The 19,206-nt window shown below is 52.1% G+C and carries 13 protein-coding genes and 20 other annotated features; of the genes, 6 read left to right on the forward strand and 7 right to left on the reverse strand.

The annotated features are described in order from the left end of the window. Window positions 1-89: 89 nt before the first annotated feature. Window positions 90-2,300 (reverse strand): factor Y gene (priA, locus tag STM4095; protein ID NP_462976.1). Within the gene, window positions 90-2,288 belong to an annotated coding region; the region does not span the whole gene. Beyond that, window positions 2,295-2,300: a ribosome-binding site (putative RBS for priA; RegulonDB:STMS1H004019), on the reverse strand. (Overlaps the previous gene by 6 nt.) Window positions 2,301-2,481: 181 nt before the next feature. Further along, window positions 2,482-2,487 (forward strand) — a ribosome-binding site (putative RBS for rpmE; RegulonDB:STMS1H004020). On the opposite strand from priA, the gene rpmE reads away from it, so the two are divergent. Then, window positions 2,482-2,704, forward strand: a protein-coding gene (gene rpmE, locus STM4096; protein NP_462977.1) for a 50S ribosomal subunit protein L31. Within the gene, window positions 2,492-2,704 belong to an annotated coding region; the region does not span the whole gene. (Overlaps the previous feature by 6 nt.) A 45-nt stretch (window positions 2,705-2,749) precedes the next feature. Here the strand turns inward: rpmE and STM4097 are convergent. The 3 genes from STM4097 to metJ all read right to left on the reverse strand — a co-directional run bounded on the left by STM4097 (window position 2,750) and on the right by metJ (window position 6,193). Beyond that, window positions 2,750-3,418, reverse strand: a protein-coding gene (locus STM4097) for a putative outer membrane lipoprotein (RefSeq protein ID NP_462978.1). Within the gene, window positions 2,750-3,412 belong to an annotated coding region; the region does not span the whole gene. Further along, window positions 3,413-3,418, reverse strand: a ribosome-binding site (putative RBS for STM4097; RegulonDB:STMS1H004021). (Overlaps the previous gene by 6 nt.) Window positions 3,419-3,612: 194 nt before the next feature. Further along, the gene (locus tag STM4098) for a putative arylsulfate sulfotransferase (protein NP_462979.1) occupies window positions 3,613-5,408 on the reverse strand. Within the gene, window positions 3,613-5,403 belong to an annotated coding region; the region does not span the whole gene. Next, window positions 5,403-5,408, reverse strand: a ribosome-binding site (putative RBS for STM4098; RegulonDB:STMS1H004022). Its footprint overlaps the gene before it by 6 nt. Before the next feature lie 451 nt (window positions 5,409-5,859). Continuing rightward, window positions 5,860-6,193 (reverse strand): transcriptional repressor of all met genes but metF gene (gene metJ / locus STM4099; RefSeq protein NP_462980.1). Within the gene, window positions 5,860-6,177 belong to an annotated coding region; the region does not span the whole gene. Further along, window positions 6,188-6,193 (reverse strand) — a ribosome-binding site (putative RBS for metJ; RegulonDB:STMS1H004023). (Overlaps the previous gene by 6 nt.) A 233-nt stretch (window positions 6,194-6,426) precedes the next feature. After that, window positions 6,427-6,432, forward strand: a ribosome-binding site (putative RBS for metB; RegulonDB:STMS1H004024). Between metJ and metB the strand changes: the two genes are divergently transcribed. Both metB and metL read left to right on the forward strand, forming a co-directional pair. Next, window positions 6,427-7,602, forward strand: a protein-coding gene (gene metB / locus STM4100) for a cystathionine gamma-synthase (protein ID NP_462981.1). Within the gene, window positions 6,442-7,602 belong to an annotated coding region; the region does not span the whole gene. Its footprint overlaps the feature before it by 6 nt. Next, window positions 7,594-7,599 (forward strand) — a ribosome-binding site (putative RBS for metL; RegulonDB:STMS1H004025). Its footprint overlaps the gene before it by 6 nt. Further along, window positions 7,594-10,037 (forward strand): aspartokinase II gene (metL, locus tag STM4101; protein ID NP_462982.1). Within the gene, window positions 7,605-10,037 belong to an annotated coding region; the region does not span the whole gene. The genes metB and metL overlap by 9 nt, the downstream gene beginning before the upstream one ends. 115 nt (window positions 10,038-10,152) lie before the next feature. On the opposite strand, the gene STM4102 is transcribed toward metL, so the two are convergent. Both STM4102 and STM4103 read right to left on the reverse strand, forming a co-directional pair. Then, window positions 10,153-11,017 (reverse strand): putative inner membrane protein gene (locus STM4102; protein ID NP_462983.1). Within the gene, window positions 10,153-11,010 belong to an annotated coding region; the region does not span the whole gene. After that, window positions 11,012-11,017, reverse strand: a ribosome-binding site (putative RBS for STM4102; RegulonDB:STMS1H004026). It overlaps the preceding gene by 6 nt. 1,228 nt (window positions 11,018-12,245) lie before the next feature. After that, the gene (locus STM4103) for a putative cytoplasmic protein (protein ID NP_462984.1) occupies window positions 12,246-13,374 on the reverse strand. Within the gene, window positions 12,246-13,370 belong to an annotated coding region; the region does not span the whole gene. Next, window positions 13,369-13,374: a ribosome-binding site (putative RBS for STM4103; RegulonDB:STMS1H004027), on the reverse strand. Its footprint overlaps the gene before it by 6 nt. A gap of 126 nt (window positions 13,375-13,500) precedes the next feature. After that, window positions 13,501-13,506: a ribosome-binding site (putative RBS for STM4104; RegulonDB:STMS1H004028), on the forward strand. Here STM4103 and STM4104 point away from each other — a divergent pair. The 3 genes from STM4104 to katG all read left to right on the forward strand — a co-directional run bounded on the left by STM4104 (window position 13,501) and on the right by katG (window position 18,492). Further along, window positions 13,501-15,062 (forward strand): 2',3'-cyclic phosphodiesterase gene (locus STM4104; protein ID NP_462985.1). Within the gene, window positions 13,506-15,062 belong to an annotated coding region; the region does not span the whole gene. (Overlaps the previous feature by 6 nt.) Window positions 15,063-15,093: 31 nt before the next feature. Beyond that, window positions 15,094-15,102, forward strand: a -35 signal (putative -35_signal for metF; RegulonDB:STMLTH004645). Next, window positions 15,094-16,147 (forward strand): 5,10-methylenetetrahydrofolate reductase gene (metF, locus tag STM4105; RefSeq protein NP_462986.1). Within the gene, window positions 15,257-16,147 belong to an annotated coding region; the region does not span the whole gene. Its footprint overlaps the feature before it by 9 nt. Continuing rightward, window positions 15,121-15,129 (forward strand) — a -10 signal (putative -10_signal for metF; RegulonDB:STMLTH004645). Its footprint overlaps the gene before it by 9 nt. Next, window positions 15,181-15,189 (forward strand) — a protein binding site (putative binding site for MetJ, RegulonDB: STMS1H000285). Continuing rightward, window positions 15,197-15,205 (forward strand) — a protein binding site (putative binding site for MetJ, RegulonDB: STMS1H000288). After that, window positions 15,211-15,219, forward strand: a protein binding site (putative binding site for MetJ, RegulonDB: STMS1H000284). Next, window positions 15,247-15,252, forward strand: a ribosome-binding site (putative RBS for metF; RegulonDB:STMS1H004029). A gap of 5 nt (window positions 16,148-16,152) precedes the next feature. Beyond that, window positions 16,153-16,161, forward strand: a -35 signal (putative -35_signal for katG; RegulonDB:STMLTH004646). Beyond that, window positions 16,153-18,492 (forward strand): catalase; hydroperoxidase HPI(I) gene (katG, locus tag STM4106; RefSeq protein NP_462987.1). Within the gene, window positions 16,312-18,492 belong to an annotated coding region; the region does not span the whole gene. Its footprint overlaps the feature before it by 9 nt. Then, window positions 16,180-16,188 (forward strand) — a -10 signal (putative -10_signal for katG; RegulonDB:STMLTH004646). Its footprint overlaps the gene before it by 9 nt. Further along, window positions 16,298-16,303: a ribosome-binding site (putative RBS for katG; RegulonDB:STMS1H004030), on the forward strand. 57 nt (window positions 18,493-18,549) lie before the next feature. Here the strand turns inward: katG and yijF are convergent. Beyond that, the gene (gene yijF / locus STM4107) for a putative periplasmic protein (RefSeq protein ID NP_462988.1) occupies window positions 18,550-19,179 on the reverse strand. Within the gene, window positions 18,550-19,173 belong to an annotated coding region; the region does not span the whole gene. Then, window positions 19,174-19,179, reverse strand: a ribosome-binding site (putative RBS for yijF; RegulonDB:STMS1H004031). (Overlaps the previous gene by 6 nt.) Window positions 19,180-19,206: the final 27 nt, after the last annotated feature.

Consider the following 19,206-nt stretch of genomic DNA (forward strand, 5'->3'; position numbering starts at 1 on the left):
TTATCAGATAGTGCGTGGAAGCGGTTACAGAATTTTCATAAAAAGTGTGATGGATCTTTAATTTTACGATCCGCCTCGCATCGTGAGGACTATCCTTCAATCGGATCGACGTCCAGAACCCATTTAACTTTCCGCGCTTCCGGGAGCGTATTGATCAACGCCAGCGTGCCGCTGATGATGTGTTGCAGGCGAATCCGTGAAGGATGCTGAAGTAAAATTTGCCAGCGATAGCGGCCGCCGCGTTTTGGCGCGAGGGCCGGAACCGGACCTAAGATCCACAGCTTATCGTCTGATAGCGGGCTGGCCTGAATCAGATTACGCAACTGTTGGAGAAAGACGGGCGCCTGCTGATTGTTATGATCCTCTGCGCGAATAATGACGTGGCTGGTCCACGGCGGAAGCTGGAGCGTTTGCCGTTCCGCCAGCGCCTGCTCCGCAAACGCATCATAGCCTTTATACAGTAACGTTTGCAGCAGGGGATGCTCAGGATGGTGCGTTTGGAGCACCACTTCGCCCTGTTTGCCCGCGCGCCCGGCGCGGCCGGAAACCTGAGTGTAGAGCTGGGCGAAGCGTTCCGCCGAACGAAAATCTGCGGAAAAAAGCGCGCCATCGACATCCAGCAACGCCACCAGCGTGACATCCGGAAAGTGATGGCCTTTCGCCAGCATTTGTGTGCCTATCAGGATGCGTGCTCCGCCGCGGTGAACTTCCGCCAGATGCTGCTCCAGCGCGCCTTTACGACTGGTGGTATCACGGTCGATTCGTGAGATCGGCACGCCGGGGAAGAAGGGCGCCAGCACCTGCTCCAGCTGTTCCGTCCCTAACCCAACCGGTAACATATGTGTGGAGCCGCAGGAGGGGCACTGACGCGGTACCGGACGCTGGCTGTCGCAGTGATGACAGCGTAAATGATGCTGCGCCTGGTGCAGCGTGTAGTAGTGATCGCAACGCGGGCACTCTGCAATCCAGCCGCAGTCGTGGCAAAGCAGCGCGGGCGCGAATCCCCGGCGGTTAAGAAATAAAATTACCTGATTGTCGGCCTGGAGATGTTGGCGCATACGGGCGATAAGGGCGGGCGCCAGTCCCGCCTGAAGACGCTGGCCTTTTAAATCCAGCACATGCTGCAGAGCTGGGCGGGCGTTGCCTGCGCGCCGCGTCAGACGCAGCATCCGGTATTTTTTCTGCCGCACGTTACATAGCGTTTCCAGGGCTGGGGTGGCGGAGCCGAGAATAATCGGGATCTGCTCGCTATGGGCGCGATACACTGCCAAATCGCGGGCGTGGTAGCGCCACCCTTCCTGCTGTTTATAAGAGCTGTCGTGCTCTTCGTCGATGACAATCACGCCAAGATTTTTAAACGGCGTAAACAGCGAGGAACGCGTGCCGATGACAATCGCCGCTTCGCCGTTTTTCGCTTTCAGCCATGCCGAAAGACGCTCGCTGTCGTTTAGCCCGGAATGCAGCACTTCCACCGGCGCGTTAAAACGTTCGCGAAAACGGGCGATCGTTTGCGGCGTCAGGCCGATTTCCGGCACCATCACCAGCGCCTGTTTGCCCTGGGCGAGGACGTTTTCCAGCACGCTCAGATACACTTCGGTCTTGCCGGAACCGGTTACGCCTGCCAGCAACCAGGCGGAGAAACCGTCCGACGCGCTGTGAATCGCGCCGACTGCTGTCGCCTGTTCGGTATTCAGCCGCAGGCGCTCTCCTGCGACGGCATAACGCTCCCGCCAGTCGGTAAACGCGGGCGTTTCACTGGCAAGCTCACAAAGTCCCTTACGCCGCAGCGTTTGCAGCGTGGCGTCAGTAAAATCAAGCTCGGCTACCTGATAGCGCCAGATCTTTCCTTGCCGTAGCGCCGCCAGCGCCTGTTGTTGTTTGGCGGAGCGTTTCAGGCTGTTGATATCGACGGCTTGCCCCTCTTCGGTGGCGAACCAATACCATAGGGGCGCGTTGCTGGCTGGTTTTCCCTGACGCAATAAAACCGGCAGAGCGTGAAACAGAACGTCGCCGAGGGGATGGTGGTAGTAATCCGCCGCCCAGAGGAGTAAGCGCCAGATGGAGGGAGAAAAGATTGGCTCGTTATCCAGGATTTCAATGACCGATTTTAATTCATCGAGCGGCAATTCGCTGTGGTCGCTAATCGAGACGACAATGCCCACGCGCTCTTGCTGCTTGCCGAATGGCACGCGCACGCGGCACCCGGCTTTGGCGACCCCGCCTTCCGGCAGCAGGTAATCAAAGGTTCGGGGAAGCGGAACGGGCAAGGCAACGTGCGCGACGGACATAGCATCTTCCTGACTTGAAATTTCGTCGGGTAGTATACACATTACGATAAGGGAGCGCGGATCAGTTTGCATACGGTGGTCAAATTCTGTATGATTCGCCGCCTTTGGTGCGTGTTGTGAGCATCAAACCCTTTACTATTAACTTCGCGTGGTGTCTGGCGTTAGGGCTGGAAGAGCGACGCGGCCTTACACTGAGGTTCCCCATGAAAAAAGGTATTCACCCGAATTACGTAGAAATTACTGCAACCTGTTCTTGCGGTAATGTTATCAAAACCCACTCTACCGTGGGTCACGACCTGAACCTGGACGTGTGCGGCAAATGCCACCCGTTCTTCACTGGTAAGCAGCGTGTTGTTGATACCGGTGGTCGTGTTGAGCGCTTCAACAAGCGCTTCAGCATCCCTGGCAGCAAATAAGTTACCGCCAGAAAAAAAAGCGCCGCAGGGCGCTTTTTTTGTTTTCTAGGGATAACAGTATTTGTTCAGACACATTCTGTGATCCGTAATCGCTTTCATTACGCTTCCTGCCGTGAGTTTTAACGAAGGATTTATAGTCAGTCCCGCACTTTCCAGCCCCTTCGCTGTCCATTTATTGCAGGTATTGAGTATGCCGTAGCGGCCATTCGCGGCGTAAAACTGGCTATCGCCGTAAATTCCTTGTTTTAACGGAATCAGATTACCCCCTTCGTCACGCGCAAAGCTGCGGCCCAGATAGCGCATCAGACTGTTACGCTGGTTTGTGTGCAGGAGCAGTGATTTTATCTCGCTACCGACGAAATAGCGTTCTGGTTGACCGGAAAAGGCGACGATGTGCATAACCGCGCCGGATGACCAGAACATGGCCTGGAGCGTAAGCGCGGTGGTTATTTCTTGTGACTGATAAAAGCCCTTATCGCCCCAGCCGATTTCATACCACTGCGTCTCCTGAGCGAACCGTTTTTTAAGCTGTGGCAGAACGGTATTAACATCATGGGCCGGCGCAATAATTCCCGTGTGCCAGCCATGACTGACGATATAGATTTCCGTCGGGGAGGGCTGTCCGCCTGTCGTAGGTTTTACGGCTTGTGGAAAGGTTGTGCAGCCATATAGCAATAAACTTATCCAGGCGATAAAGAGATTTTTCATGACATATCACCAGCAAAGGCGCGGTATATTGTGGCGTTTGTCTAATGACGCTGCGCTTATCGGGTCGGTGCCGGATTGGTAATTCATTGATATTTTTGCATTCCTCTTCGAGGGCAATAAGGCGAATGTCATAACTACAATACGTTTTAACCATTCAGGCGGAAGTTAGCTTCCGCCTGTTTTACTTTTACTATCTCGCTTTATTTTTTAAACATCTGCTCTGGATCGATAATCAGCGCCCGATAACCCAGCATACCGGCACGGTTACTGTGTACTTTTAGCTCCAGCATCACATCCTGAGTACCGTCTTTGACTTCATCCAGAACGGAAACGATCGGTTTTGTACCGCTCATTCCCGCTGTGGCCGAGTACATGAACATCGTTTTGGTTTCCGGGCGATATTCCGTGACGGAAGTAATGGCGCTGTACCAGTCAAAACCGCGCTCTTTACCATATTCCCACATTTGGGAAACCGTCATATTTTTTTCGTCAATTTGATATTCCACGCCGCGGGAATATTTCATTGATGGCATGGCCGGTTGTTCCATGCCGCGCGCATCGCCGTTATCAAAGGCGGTCACGACGGTTTTACCTCCGGTGCTTTTGGATGGCACTAACCAACCGGTATGTTGTGTCCATGTCCAGTCAAATCCACCGTCGCAGTGGTGCGCTTCGCAGGTTAGCGGTTTACCGTTGCTGTCTACGGGTTTCAGCACTTTTTTCGCCAGTTCGCCTTTCCAGCCGGATGGATCGGAAAGTATCCATTTCACTTTTTTATCGCGACCAATTTTGATGATGGCAGACTGGTGGCGCGAGCTAATGATAATGCTGTCGTCGCGAGGATCGTAGCTGACGGAGTTAACATGCGCCCAGTTGCGGCCCGGGCCGGAGCCCGCGATATCGCCGAAGGGTTGTTTTGCAAGCTGCTCTTTGGTCATGACCTGACCGGAATGTTCGGCATCGACGCTCAAACATACCGCTCCCTGATCCATCGCCAGAATAACGTCGTCACGATAGGGGTCGAGGATTTTTGGCAGATCCCAGTAATCGACGGTATCGCCGTTCTGGTCAACTTCAAGAATATGATCACGCACAGTATTGATGGTGTATTTACCATTTAATGGATAATTTTCTTTTGCGACACGCAGCAGGTAGGTGCCTTTCGGCGTTTCGGTAATGGCGTGCGAAAAATCAATAAATCCTTTTGGCAGTCGTTTATCGGAAATAACGCGGCCTAAGAAATCATATTTAAAGTAACGTTGACCCTGGCCAAACATAAGATTGCCATCGTTAACCTGATGGAAGCCCATCATGGAACCAAAGCGCGTTATATCATCCTGGTTACGGAATTTATCAATATTCATATAGCCGCGAACATCGCCATTCGTATCGCTAATCCAGTTGATACCGGTATAATCCCAGTTCGCCGCGCCGCCTGCGACATGCATAATGTGGCCGGCTCTTGGCATCCCCGTTATATGGTTAAAAAGATATAAGCGGTTTTTAAGCGAGCTATCGACTTTAACCGGTTCTACCGTAGGAAGAACGGCAGTTTGCCCGGTAGTAGAGGGTAATGATACCGGTGCGGCGTAAATGGACCACGTATAAGTTTGTTTTTTACCTTCTTCAGTCCAGTCAACTTTAACTTTATTGACATAATCTGGATACAAGCCAAATACAGGTATGCCGTCATGGGTATTTATAGCCTGCGGGCCGACATCATAACTGATCGGGATGCCTTTTTCCCCTTTCCCTAAAACGGTAACCTTCACGTCCTGTACATTATGATTGGCTTTATTAATGATTGCTGTTAATGGGAAAACGCCGCCGTAGGGAGCGACATCGACCATACCTAATGGCCCTTCATGGACTGGAATGACATCTGCTGATGCGACCATTGGCCTGTTTGGGTCTAAAACGCCTGAGGCCAAAACGCTGCCGCTCAAACACAGGCAGCATAATACAGGTAAGACTTTCCTTGTAAATAACATATTTATTTCCCCATTCGATATTATCGATAAAATGAATGTATATTAACCTTCTTATTTATCGGAGATGAAAAAACATTTAAAAAAGTAAAACAATCCGCGGAGGGGAATAATGATGTTGGTCACAAATATGAGGTGTCCATAGTCTTTTTAACAATACTCATTGTTATACTATTTGTTCAGTAAATATATGGCGCTGTATTATTATTCATATGCGCTTTGCTACGTGAAACATTAAATAAATATTAGAAGTTTAAATATAATAAAATTATATCGGTTATAACATGCCGGGAATTTTTTCCAGGAAAATAACGAAGAGAAACTTATCATGTCTGACAAATTTATCCACCGAGGGTTATTCGGGAAGATGAACATTTAGAACAATGTCGGAGATAGCCGTGTACAAGGGGAATCGTTAAAAAAGCGCGGCCAGAGGCGTTCTGACCGCATGCTTTGCTATCAGTATTCCCACGTTTCCGGATCAATCCCCAACTCACGCATGATCTCTTTTGCCGCTTCCGGGATTTCATCGCTGCGCTCTTTTCGCAGATCGGCATCATCCGGCAAGGGTTGCCCGGTAAAGGCGTGCAGAAATGCTTCACACAACAGCTCGCTGTTGGTGGCGTGGCGCAGGTTGTTCACCTGACGACGCGTACGTTCATCGGTGAGGATTTTTAACACCTTCAGAGGAATGGAAACCGTAATTTTTTTGACTTGCTCACTCTTCTTACCGTGCTCAGCGTATGGGCTGATATATTCGCCGCTCCATTCAGCCATGAGATACTTAATCCTCTTCGTCATTAATATTGAGGTCTGAACCTGAGCCCGGACCATAATCGCGCGTAGTTTACCGTAGTGGCGCGGCCCTGACACGAAGTTAGCGGTCGCAGATGTGCGCTAATGCATATAATTTTAACGGCTATTTGCGGTTTGCTCAATCTATACGCAAAGAAGTTTAGATGTCCAGATGTATTGACGTCTATTGTGGTAGTGGTTAATCTGTGGCCTGACTTTCACCGACTCAGCCAGGAATATCTTCATATGACGCGTAAACAGGCCACTATCGCAGTGCGTAGCGGATTAAACGATGACGAACAATACGGCTGCGTTGTGCCGCCAATCCATCTCTCCAGTACCTATAACTTTACCGGTTTCAATGAGCCGCGCGCGCATGATTATTCCCGCCGCGGTAATCCCACGCGTGATGTTGTTCAGCGCGCATTAGCGGAACTGGAAGGCGGCGCGGGCGCGGTATTGACGAATACCGGCATGTCGGCGATTCATCTGGTCACCACCGTTTTCCTCAAGCCGGGCGATCTGCTGGTCGCGCCGCATGATTGCTATGGCGGCAGTTATCGTCTGTTTGACAGTCTGGCGACACGCGGCTGTTATCGTGTGCGGTTTGTCGATCAGGGCGATGAACGCGCCTTACAGGCGGCGCTGGAAGAAAAACCGAAGCTGGTACTGGTAGAAAGTCCAAGTAATCCATTGTTACGCGTGGTGGATATTGCGAAAATCTGTCGGCTGGCGCGCGAGGCGGGCGCAGTGAGCGTCGTTGATAACACGTTTTTAAGCCCGGCGCTGCAAAATCCGCTGGCGTTGGGTGCCGATCTGGTGTTGCATTCATGCACGAAATATCTCAACGGTCATTCGGATGTCGTGGCCGGCGTGGTGATTGCTAAAGATCCGGAAGTGGTCACTGAACTGGCGTGGTGGGCGAATAATATTGGCGTGACCGGCGGGGCGTTTGATAGCTATCTGCTGCTGCGCGGTTTGCGAACTCTGGTGCCGCGTATGGAGCTGGCGCAGCGCAACGCGCAGGCGATTGTGAAATATCTGCAAACCCAGCCGTTGGTGAAAAAACTGTATCATCCGTCGCTGCCGGAAAATCAGGGGCATGAAATTGCCGCGCGCCAGCAAAAAGGCTTTGGCGCAATGTTGAGTTTTGAACTGGATGGGGATGAGGAGACGCTGCGTCGTTTTCTGGGCGGGCTGTCGCTGTTTACGCTGGCGGAATCTTTAGGGGGAGTGGAAAGTTTGATCTCTCACGCCGCCACCATGACGCATGCCGGTATGTCGCCGCAGGCGCGTGCCTCCGCCGGGATCTCCGAAACGCTACTGCGTATCTCCACCGGTATTGAAGATGGCGAAGATTTAATTGCCGACCTGGAAAATGGCTTCCGGGCTGCAAACAAGGGGTAAACATGAGTGTGATTGCGCAGGCAGGGGCGAAAGGTCGTCAACTGCATAAATTTGGCGGCAGTAGTCTGGCGGATGTGAAGTGTTACCTGCGTGTCGCAGGCATTATGGCGGAGTATTCGCAGCCTGACGATATGATGGTAGTGTCCGCCGCAGGCAGTACCACCAACCAGTTGATTAGCTGGCTCAAGTTAAGCCAGACCGATCGCCTTTCTGCGCATCAGGTATTACAGACGTTACGCCGCTACCAGTGCGATCTGATTAGCGGGCTGCTTCCCGCCGACGCGGCAGATGATTTAACCAGCGCTTTTATTAGCGATCTGGAACGTCTTGCCGCCTTGCTCGACGGCGGCGTAACGGATGCCGTCTATGCTGAGATCGTCGGACACGGCGAAATTTGGTCGGCGAGATTGATGTCCGCCGTCCTGAATCAGCAGGGGCTGGATGCCGCCTGGCTGGACGCGCGCGCATTTTTACGCGCCGAACGCGCCGCACAGCCGCAGGTTGATGAAGGGCTATCTTATCCTTTATTGCAGCAGCTACTGGCGCAGCATCCGGGCAAACGTCTGGTCGTGACCGGCTTTATCAGCCGCAATCATGACGGCGAAACAGTCCTGTTAGGCCGGAACGGTTCCGACTATTCCGCCACGCAAATCGGCGCGCTGGCGGGCGTTTCCCGCGTGACCATCTGGAGCGATGTCGCGGGCGTTTATAGCGCCGACCCGCGCAAAGTGAAAGATGCCTGCCTGCTGCCGTTGCTGCGTCTGGACGAAGCCAGCGAGCTGGCGCGTCTGGCGGCGCCTGTTCTGCACGCCCGCACGCTACAGCCAGTGTCCGGCAGCGATATCGATTTGCAGTTGCGCTGTAGCTACACGCCGGATCAAGGGTCAACCCGAATTGAACGAGTGCTGGCTTCCGGGACGGGCGCGCGTATCGTGACCAGTCACGATGATATCTGTCTGATTGAGTTTCAGGTGCCAGCCAGCCAGGATTTCAGGCTGGCGCATAAAGAGCTCGACCACATTTTAAAACGGGCGCAGGTGCGTCCGCTGGCGGTGGGCGTGCATCGCGATCGCCAGCTATTGCAGTTCTGCTATACCGCCGAGGTAGCGGATAGCGTACTGAAACTCCTCGACGATGTCGGGCTGCCGGGCGAATTGCGCCTGCGACAGGGGCTGGCGCTGGTGGCGATGGTCGGTGCGGGCGTCACTCGCAATCCGCTACACTGCCATCGCTTCTGGCAGCAGTTGAAAGGTCAGCCAGTGGAGTTTACCTGGCAGTCGGAGGAGGGCATCAGTCTGGTGGCGGTGCTGCGTACCGGCCCAACTGAGAGCCTGATTCAGGGGCTGCATCAGTCTGTTTTCCGCGCCGAAAAACGCATTGGCCTGATGCTGTTCGGTAAGGGGAACATCGGCTCCCGTTGGCTGGAACTGTTTGCCCGTGAACAAAGCACGCTTTCCGCGCGTACTGGTTTTGAATTTGTGCTGGCGGGCGTGGTGGATAGCCGCCGTAGCCTGTTGAATTATGAAGGGCTGGACGCCAGCCGCGCGTTGGCATTCTTTGATGATGAAGCCGTTGAGCAGGACGAAGAGTCGCTATTCCTGTGGATGCGTGCGCATCCGTATGATGATTTAGTGGTGCTGGATGTAACCGCCAGTGCACAGTTAGCCGATCAGTACCTTGATTTCGCCAGCCACGGTTTTCATGTGATTAGCGCCAATAAACTGGCGGGCGCAAGCGCCAGCGATAAGTATCGCCAGATTCATGACGCGTTTGAAAAAACCGGGCGTTACTGGCTGTATAACGCCACCGTGGGCGCGGGATTGCCGATCAACCACACGGTGCGGGATCTGATTGACAGCGGCGATACGATTCTCTCGATCAGCGGGATCTTCTCCGGGACGCTATCCTGGCTGTTCCTGCAATTTGACGGTACGGTGCCGTTCACCGATCTGGTGGATCAGGCCTGGCAGCAGGGGCTGACCGAACCCGATCCGCGCGTCGATCTTTCCGGAAAAGATGTCATGCGTAAGCTGGTGATTCTGGCGCGCGAGGCGGGATACGACATCGAGCCGGATCAGGTGCGTGTAGAATCGTTGGTGCCGGCGCATTGTGAAGAAGGATCTATCGATCACTTTTTCGAAAACGGCGACGCGCTGAATGAACAGATGGTGCAGCGTCTGGAGGCAGCCCGCGAACTGGGGCTGGTGTTGCGTTACGTGGCGCGTTTCGACGCCAATGGCAAAGCGCGCGTCGGCGTTGAAGCGGTGCGTCCGGAACATCCGCTGGCGGCGCTGCTGCCGTGCGATAATGTCTTTGCTATTGAAAGCCGCTGGTATCGCGATAACCCGCTGGTGATCCGTGGGCCGGGCGCGGGTCGCGATGTGACCGCCGGGGCGATTCAGTCGGATATCAACCGTCTGGCGCAGTTGCTGTAATAAAGGCAAGTTCGTGAGCGAAGCGCCGGGTTGCGCTTCGCTCCCTCATCAATACGTTATGCAGTCATTCTGTAGATACTGATATACGAAGCGCCATCCGATTGCTGACGAAACATTATGGCGTGATGCTTTTTACATTCTCAACCCGGACATCCATCCGGGGGTAAGGAATATTGATGCCGTTTTCATCCATTGCTTCCTTGATATTTTCCAGAAGATCGTAGTAAGTACTCCAGTACTGAGCGTTGGGCACCCATACGCGAACATAGAAATTCAGGCTAGAGGGCGCAAGTTCGCCCAAGCGGACCGTAATATCGCGGGTTTTATCAATGCGATGATCTTGCTCAATAATACGATGTATCACGTTTTTTACGTCAGCAATACGGCTTTGGTAATCCACGCCAATAATCAGATCAATACGTCGATAGGGGTGTCGTGAATAGTTGATAATATTATCAGCAATAATTTTACCATTCGGGATGACAACTTCTTTGCTATCCGCAGTGAGCAGAGTGGTGGAGAAAATATGGACCTTTTCTACTGTGCCGATAACCAGGCCAATTTGTACAATTTCCCCGGCGCGGAAAGGACGCAGGGAGACAAGCAGTACGCCTGCGGCAAAGTTGGAAAGTGACCCTTGCAGCGCCAGGCCAATGGCTAAACCCGCCGCGCCGATAACGGCAATAATTGAGGAGGTTTCTATACCGACACGGCCAAGAGCGGCTACTGCCGTGAAAGCTATCGTGATGTAGCGAACCAGCGCGGAGAAAAAGTGGACAATAGTGGCATCCACTTGCCGCCTGAGAAGTAATTTTTCCAGCCCCCTCGATAGTAAGCGAGCTATTAACTTACCGATGAAAAGTAGAATGATGGCGGCAACAACATTCCAGCCAAAATGAATTACCGAGTCACTGTGCTCGGCCATCCATTTGATCGCGCCTTTAATTTTTGGAAATAACTCAAAACCTTCCATGTTTATCCTCTGTCAGCAGTATCCGCGGTATTAGCGGTAATAAAACGGTTCATTTTTGCCTGGATAATCGCCGCGCCGACGGGTGGCAGCAGTAACGCCCAGAATAGTGTCCAGCCGGTTCGTATTCCGCCATCTTCGTTTTTATTCGCCAGCAGAGCGCGGATTTCGTCGCTAAGCGTCAGACACAATATGGCTGTGCCAAACGGCATAATGGCTGACAGCCATCCCGCGCCACATGCGGTCATGAGTCGGGGCGAAGGCGCCACAAATTGCATTTCCCGGTGAATTCTGAAGAACCAATAAATAATATAAAATGGAATGAAAAAGCCCAATAATGCGACGACAAGGGGTTCTGCGCACTCAGGTCGCTGGGTTGATGAGAACCTTTTGGGCGGTGCAATATAGAAAAGTTCTTTTTTGAGCGGTAATAGTAGCAAAAGCGCGATAACCGCTAAAGTAATTACGATTATTCCTATATAAGGAATTGAGTATATAAATATAGACAGATAGCCAGCGATGATAAATTTGAACAGTAAGCAGAGGCTAAATAAAATAACAAATGTCTGAGCACTGCCGATAGCGCTGAAAAGCAGCATGGGGACTAACAGCGTTATGATCCCCATACCCAGATTAATTAAAAACTGCGCTATGATAAGCCTGACTACGTCAGACGGGCCATTTATGCAGAAGGAACAGACCACGCCAATGATTAACAGGAGCGCAACAAAGTAGAAGGGGTAACAATTTTTTATACGGCAGACAAACCAGCTGGCAACCATACCCAGGAGGTATCCCAGTTGGCCGCAAACGAGAATAACACCAATACGATCGGCTGGAATAGACAGTGATTTACTCCAAAAATAAACACCATACGACGATCCCAGCGAACTGATAAAAGAGAGCACCAAAAAGAAAAAAGTGATCCCCCAGAATCGATAGCTACTCAGGAGATCGGCGCAGGTCCATTTTTTATCTGACATTGACGGTAAAGTAATTTCCATATTTATCCCTTGTTTTCCATAGAAAATAAGAATGTATAGAACTATTTAAATTGATAATAAATATTGATTATGTGAATAACGTTTATAGCCGATCTTAACTTAAAACGAAGGGCCATTTTATAAAATAGTTCTATTCTTTTTCAGCGTATAAAAGCAGGATGTGAGGTGATTAAATCTATAGCGCCTTCTGAATGATAATCTGTGATTTTTTATGCGTGGCATTACATCATTGGGTTAAATGTGATTCCATTGTGAATTATATTTTTCCGTCAGAAAATACAGAATTTGCGTGACGCGTTTGGCGGAATAGTGGGCGCTTTGCTGGAATTCAGGTTGTTGCCATAGCCAGGTAACAAAGCGGCGACTGGCCGCCAGATTAACGGCGACACCTTGTTCTAAGTGGGAACCGGTTAACGAACAGACCATTTTGCGGTTGTGACCTTGCCCCCAGAGTTGCCACTGATTTTGCCACCATCCCTGCCATGTTTTGCCTAACAGTTGCCACTCTGCGCGGCAATCGTCATCGTTTATCTCTTCCTCAACGAACCACAGCGAGGAGAGACGCTGGCGAAACCGCTCCGCCCATGCCGTAATGACCGCGCCGCGCAAAAAACACTCATGGGCAATGATGTGTGTCGCGACATCAGGAAAGCGGTTTTTCAGCACCCGAAAATGACCATGCGCCGTAATGACCGGGCGAAGTATTGTTCCTTGCGCGTTACGTTTAAGCGCCGCCGGGCCATACTGAATCTCATCGAACTGACTTCGCTGTAAAAATTGCCGTTCTTTAATGGCGATACGGTGAATAATATCGCCCTTCTCGCCCTCGGGCGGCGCAATTCCTTTCCAGTGGTAATGCAAACTTTTTCCGGCAGACAGTAACGTGAAATTGCTGGAAAGGTGAAGAATATTGCCGCGAACAGCATCAAAACTGAATAAAAAGTACAATTGCTGGAAGGCATTCGCTCCCTGAAACGGTACGAGCAGCGGAATACTGCAAATCTGTTCCGGCGTTTCGGCGACATTCAGCGCGTGCTGTTTTGGCGTCCAGACTTTCTTACAGTACTGGCACTGAAGTCGCTGCGTTCCGCCGGGATTACGTCCATAACGAATCCATGTTTTTTGATAGCAGTCGGGGCAAAAGTGACCATGCTCTTTGGCATATTGCGCGATATAAGCAGACGCCCAGCGGCGAAATTCCCCCTCGTTGAAGAGCGGCGGATAACTGCCGCAGGCTCGACAATGCAATGCCGGATAACCCAGGCGATAGTCCGGCCACACATAATCCGGCGAGTCAGGCAGCCCAAGATTGCGACAACCAGCGCTTTTGCAGGCATTAATGGTGAACAGAGGCGGCATACATTTTACCAACGATTTTGGCAGGTCGTTGATTCTGCCTTCATAAAACGGTACGCGGGTGTGAGGACTCTCACATAAAAAAACCTTTCAGAACGTAACGTAGCGAATCTTTATATGACTGAAAGGGACTTATTTATGAAAGTAAAACTGCTTGCTGCCGGTATTTTGTTCACGCTGCCGTTCTGGGCCTGCGCCAAAGATGTCACCATTATTTACACCAACGATCTACACGCCCATGTGGAGCCTTATAAAGTACCGTGGATTGCTGACGGTAAACGCGATATTGGCGGTTGGGCCAATATCACCACGCTGGTGAAGCAGGAAAAAGCCAAAAATAAGGCGACGTGGTTTTTTGATGCCGGAGATTACTTTACCGGACCGTATATCAGCAGCCTGACGAAGGGTAAAGCGATTATCGATATTTTGAATACCATGCAGTATGACGCTGCCACTATCGGTAATCATGAGTTCGATCATGGCTGGGACAATACATTGTTGCAACTGAGCCGGGCGAAATTCCCTATCGTACAGGGCAATATTTTTTATGAGGACAGCAGTAAATCCTTCTGGGATAAGCCGTACACCATTGTTGAAAAAGATGGCGTCAAGATTGGCGTAATCGGCTTACACGGTGTCTTTGCTTTTAATGATACGGTATCCGCCGCGACGCGCGTGGGCATTGAGGCACGCGATGAAATTAAGTGGCTGCAACGTTACATTGATGAACTTAAAGGTAAAGTCGATCTGACCGTCGCGCTGATCCACGAAGGCACCCCGGCCCGCCAGTCCAGCATGGGGAATACCGATGTGCGACGCGCGCTGGATAAAGATATTCAGACCGCAAGTCAGGTAAAAGGGCTGGATATTTTGATTACCGGCCACGCGCATGTCGGTACGCCAGAACCGATTAAAGTCGGTAATACGCTGATCCTCTCAACGGACAGCGGCGGTATTGATGTGGGTAAACTGGTGCTGGATTACAAAGAGAAACCACACCACTTTACGGTGAAGAACTTCGAGCTGAAGACCATTTTTGCTGATGAGTGGAAGCCAGATCCGCAAACGAAACAGGTGATCGACGGCTGGAACAAAAAGCTCGATAAAGTCGTGCAGCAAACGGTGGCTCAGTCGCCGGTTGAGCTGACCCGCGCGTATGGCGAATCGTCGTCGCTGGGGAATCTGGCGGCGGATGCGCTGCTTTTTACGGCGGGGAAAGACACCCAGTTAGCGCTTACTAACTCTGGCGGTATCCGCAACGAAATCCCGGCTGGCGCGGTGACGATGGGGGCGGTAATCAGTACCTTCCCGTTCCCTAATGAACTGGTCACGATGGATTTAACCGGTAAACAATTGCGCAGCCTGATGGAGCATGGCGCTGGCTTAAGCAACGGCGTATTGCAGGTGTCTAAAGGGCTGGAGATGAAGTATGACAGCAGCAAACCTATCGGCCAGCGGGTTACCGTGCTGACGCTCAATGGCAAGCCGATTGACGATGCTACGGTTTATCACATCGCTACCAACAGCTTCCTTGCCGACGGCGGCGATGGTTTTGCGGCATTCACGGAAGGCCAGGCGCGGAACACCTCCGGCGGCTACTATGTGTCGAATGCGATAGTTGATTACTTTAAGGCGGGCAACACCATCACGGATGAGCAGCTCAAAGGAATGCGCGTTGCGGATGTGAAGAAGTAATTTCCCCTGCCGCGGCGCGTTCAGTGTCGCGGCGTGACATGAAGAAAATTCAACTTTGCTGAATATTCCTCATTCTTTGGCGTGATTTTTCAGTTGACGTCCTTCTGCTTTTCCGTCATTTTTACATCTGGACGTCTAAACGGATAGATGTTTACAACACAACAAATAATAACATGCGATTGATGAGGTAAGGTATGAGCTTTTTTCACGCCAACCAGCGGGAAGCCCTGAATCAGAGCCTGGCGGAAGTACAGGGTCAGATTAACGTTTCGTTTGAATTTTTCCCGCCGCGCACCAGTGAAATGGAGCAAACCCTGTGGAACTCCATCGATCGCCTGAGCAGTCTGAAACCGAAGTTTGTTTCGGTAACGTATGGCGCCAACTCCGGGGAACGCGACCGCACCCATAGCGTTATTAAAGGCATCAAAGAGCGTACTGGGCTTGAGGCCGCGCCGCACCTTACCTGTATTGACGCCACGCGCGATGAACTGCGCACCATCGCCCGCGACTACTGGAATAACGGTATCCGCCACATTGTCGCTTTGCGCGGCGATTTGCCGCCGGGCAGCGGTAAGCCGGAGATGTACGCCGCCGATCTGGTTGGTTTGCTCAAAGAGGTGGCCGATTTCGATATTTCAGTAGCGGCCTATCCGGAGGTACATCCGGAAGCGAAAAGCGCGCAGGCCGATCTGCTTAATCTGAAGCGTAAAGTGGATGCTGGCGCTAACCGCGCGATAACCCAATTTTTCTTCGATGTGGAAAGCTACCTGCGTTTTCGCGACCGCTGTGTTTCTGCCGGTATCGACGTAGAAATTATTCCCGGCATTTTACCGGTGTCTAACTTTAAACAGGCAAAAAAATTTGCCGATATGACCAATGTCCGCATTCCGTCCTGGATGTCACTGATGTTTGAGGGGCTGGATAATGACGCAGAAACCCGCAAGCTGGTGGGCGCTAACATTGCGATGGACATGGTGAAAATTTTAAGCCGTGAAGGAGTGAAGGATTTCCACTTCTACACGTTGAATCGTGCGGAAATGAGTTATGCCATTTGCCACACGCTGGGCGTAAGACCGGGTTTATAACCTCCAGCTCCCTGCCGGGAGCTTTATTACAACTCATATTGATCTACATCTCTGTAACTAAAAATATAAAAGGTATTAGCTATCGAATCTGTGGATTAATTCAACTATATCTATTTGCTCCTGGTGTATATCGTAACGGTAACACTTTAAAAGGGAGCTGAGATATGAGCACGACCGACGATACCCATAACACGTTATCCACTGGAAAATGTCCTTTCCATCAGGGGGGGCATGACCGAAGCGCAGGCGCAGGGACTGCCAGCCGCGACTGGTGGCCGAACCAGCTTCGCGTGGATCTTTTGAATCAACATTCCAACCGTTCTAACCCGCTGGGTGAAGACTTTGACTACCGCAAAGAGTTTAGCAAGTTAGACTACTCCGCCCTGAAAGGGGATCTCAAGGCGCTGCTGACCGATTCACAACCGTGGTGGCCCGCTGACTGGGGCAGCTATGTCGGTTTGTTTATTCGCATGGCCTGGCATGGCGCTGGCACCTACCGTTCTATTGATGGTCGTGGCGGCGCGGGTCGTGGTCAACAGCGTTTTGCGCCGCTTAACTCCTGGCCGGATAACGTCAGCCTGGATAAGGCGCGTCGTTTGTTGTGGCCGATTAAGCAGAAATATGGCCAGAAAATTTCCTGGGCCGACCTGTTTATTCTGGCGGGTAACGTGGCGCTGGAAAACTCCGGCTTCCGTACCTTCGGTTTCGGCGCCGGGCGTGAAGATGTCTGGGAACCGGATCTGGATGTGAACTGGGGCGATGAAAAAGCCTGGTTGACTCACCGACACCCTGAAGCGCTGGCAAAAGCGCCGCTGGGCGCGACCGAGATGGGCCTTATCTACGTTAACCCGGAAGGGCCGGATCACAGCGGCGAACCACTTTCTGCCGCCGCCGCTATTCGCGCTACCTTTGGCAATATGGGGATGAACGACGAAGAGACCGTGGCGTTGATCGCTGGCGGGCATACCCTCGGTAAAACCCACGGCGCGGCAGCGGCATCCCATGTAGGGGCCGATCCGGAAGCCGCGCCGATTGAAGCGCAGGGCTTAGGTTGGGCCAGCAGCTATGGTAGTGGCGTTGGCGCGGATGCTATCACCTCCGGGCTGGAAGTGGTCTGGACGCAGACGCCGACCCAGTGGAGCAACTATTTCTTCGAGAACCTGTTCAAATATGAGTGGGTACAAACCCGTAGTCCGGCTGGCGCTATCCAGTTTGAAGCGGTAGACGCGCCGGACATCATCCCGGACCCGTTCGATCCGTCGAAAAAACGTAAGCCAACCATGCTGGTCACCGACCTGACGCTGCGTTTTGATCCGGAGTTCGAGAAGATTTCCCGTCGTTTCCTTAACGATCCGCAGGCCTTTAATGAAGCCTTTGCTCGTGCCTGGTTCAAACTGACGCACAGAGATATGGGACCAAAAGCGCGTTACATCGGACCGGAAGTGCCGAAAGAAGATCTGATCTGGCAGGACCCGTTGCCGCAACCGCTCTATCAGCCAACGCAGGAAGACATTATCAACCTGAAAGCGGCGATCGCTGCATCCGGGCTTTCTATTAGCGAGATGGTTTCGGTTGCCTGGGCATCCGCGTCTACTTTCCGCGGCGGCGATAAGCGTGGCGGCGCTAACGGCGCGCGTCTGGCATTAGCGCCTCAGCGCGACTGGGATGTCAACGCCGTTGCGGCTCGCGTTCTGCCGGTATTAGAAGAGATCCAGAAAACGACGAATAAAGCCTCGCTGGCCGATATTATTGTGCTGGCGGGCGTGGTCGGTATCGAGCAGGCGGCCGCTGCTGCGGGTGTCAGCATCAGCGTACCTTTTGCGCCGGGCCGGGTGGATGCGCGTCAGGATCAGACCGACATCGAGATGTTCTCGCTGCTTGAACCGATTGCTGATGGATTCCGTAACTATCGTGCGCGTCTGGATGTGTCGACGACCGAATCGCTGTTGATTGATAAAGCGCAGCAGTTAACGTTGACCGCGCCGGAAATGACGGTACTGGTTGGCGGGATGCGTGTGCTGGGAACCAACTTTGACGGCAGCCAGAACGGTGTCTTTACCGACAGACCGGGCGTGCTCAGCACTGACTTCTTCGCTAATCTGCTGGATATGCGTTACGAGTGGAAGCCCACCGACGACGCTAATGAGCTGTTCGAAGGCCGGGATCGTCTGACTGGCGAGGTAAAATACACGGCGACCCGCGCCGATCTGGTGTTTGGTTCCAACTCCGTACTGCGCGCGCTGGCGGAAGTTTACGCGTGTAGCGATGCGCACGAGAAGTTTGTGAAGGACTTCGTCGCGGCATGGGTGAAAGTGATGAACCTGGACCGTTTCGATCTGCAATAATCTGACAGGTTAATTCGTCAGCGGCTGCTATTCGGTAGTCGCTGACGTTTTCCTCGTTTAATGCGAAAAATAACGAAAATGCCCCGTGACTTTCCAGTTAAATAATACATCTTCCTCCTGTGCTCCCGCGCCTATGTTATGCACAACCAGCGGCACCCCTTCAGGCGTGACGTTCAGGGATACCACGCCAATATGCGCAAGGCCGTTATCCAGTCGCCAGGAGACAATATCTCCCGGTTGATAATCGCTATATTTATCTGTCACCGGCAAAGCTTTGTTTTGACGCTGGAACCAGGTTTCCAGATTCGGAACGCGGCGATGGTCGATATTGCTGTCCGGGCGTTTCAGCTTCCAGTTATTCGGGTAGGCAGAGAAATGCGCCTGCATGTCTTCATGTACCCGTTTCTGTAAATCAACCTGCTGACTGCGCAGCGCGCGGATGACGACATCTGCACATACGCCACGCTCCAGCGGAAGATCGCCATTCGGATAATCCAGACGAACATAGGCAGCATCATAAAATAGCGTCTTACCTATTTGCGTCCCGGCACTTTGGGCGATTGCAGCATTAGTTTGCGCCTGAACGGTTATTGGTCTGGTATCAGAGCGTGGCGAATGATGAGAGATATGGCTAATAAAAAAAGCAGCAAGAATACCGATAAGCGCCTGTGCGAATTTCATCTTCTTCGTCCGTGAAGTGTGTCAGTACGTCAT

The sequence above is a fragment of the Salmonella enterica subsp. enterica serovar Typhimurium str. LT2 genome (genome assembly GCF_000006945.2).
Lineage (GTDB): Bacteria > Pseudomonadota > Gammaproteobacteria > Enterobacterales > Enterobacteriaceae > Salmonella > Salmonella enterica.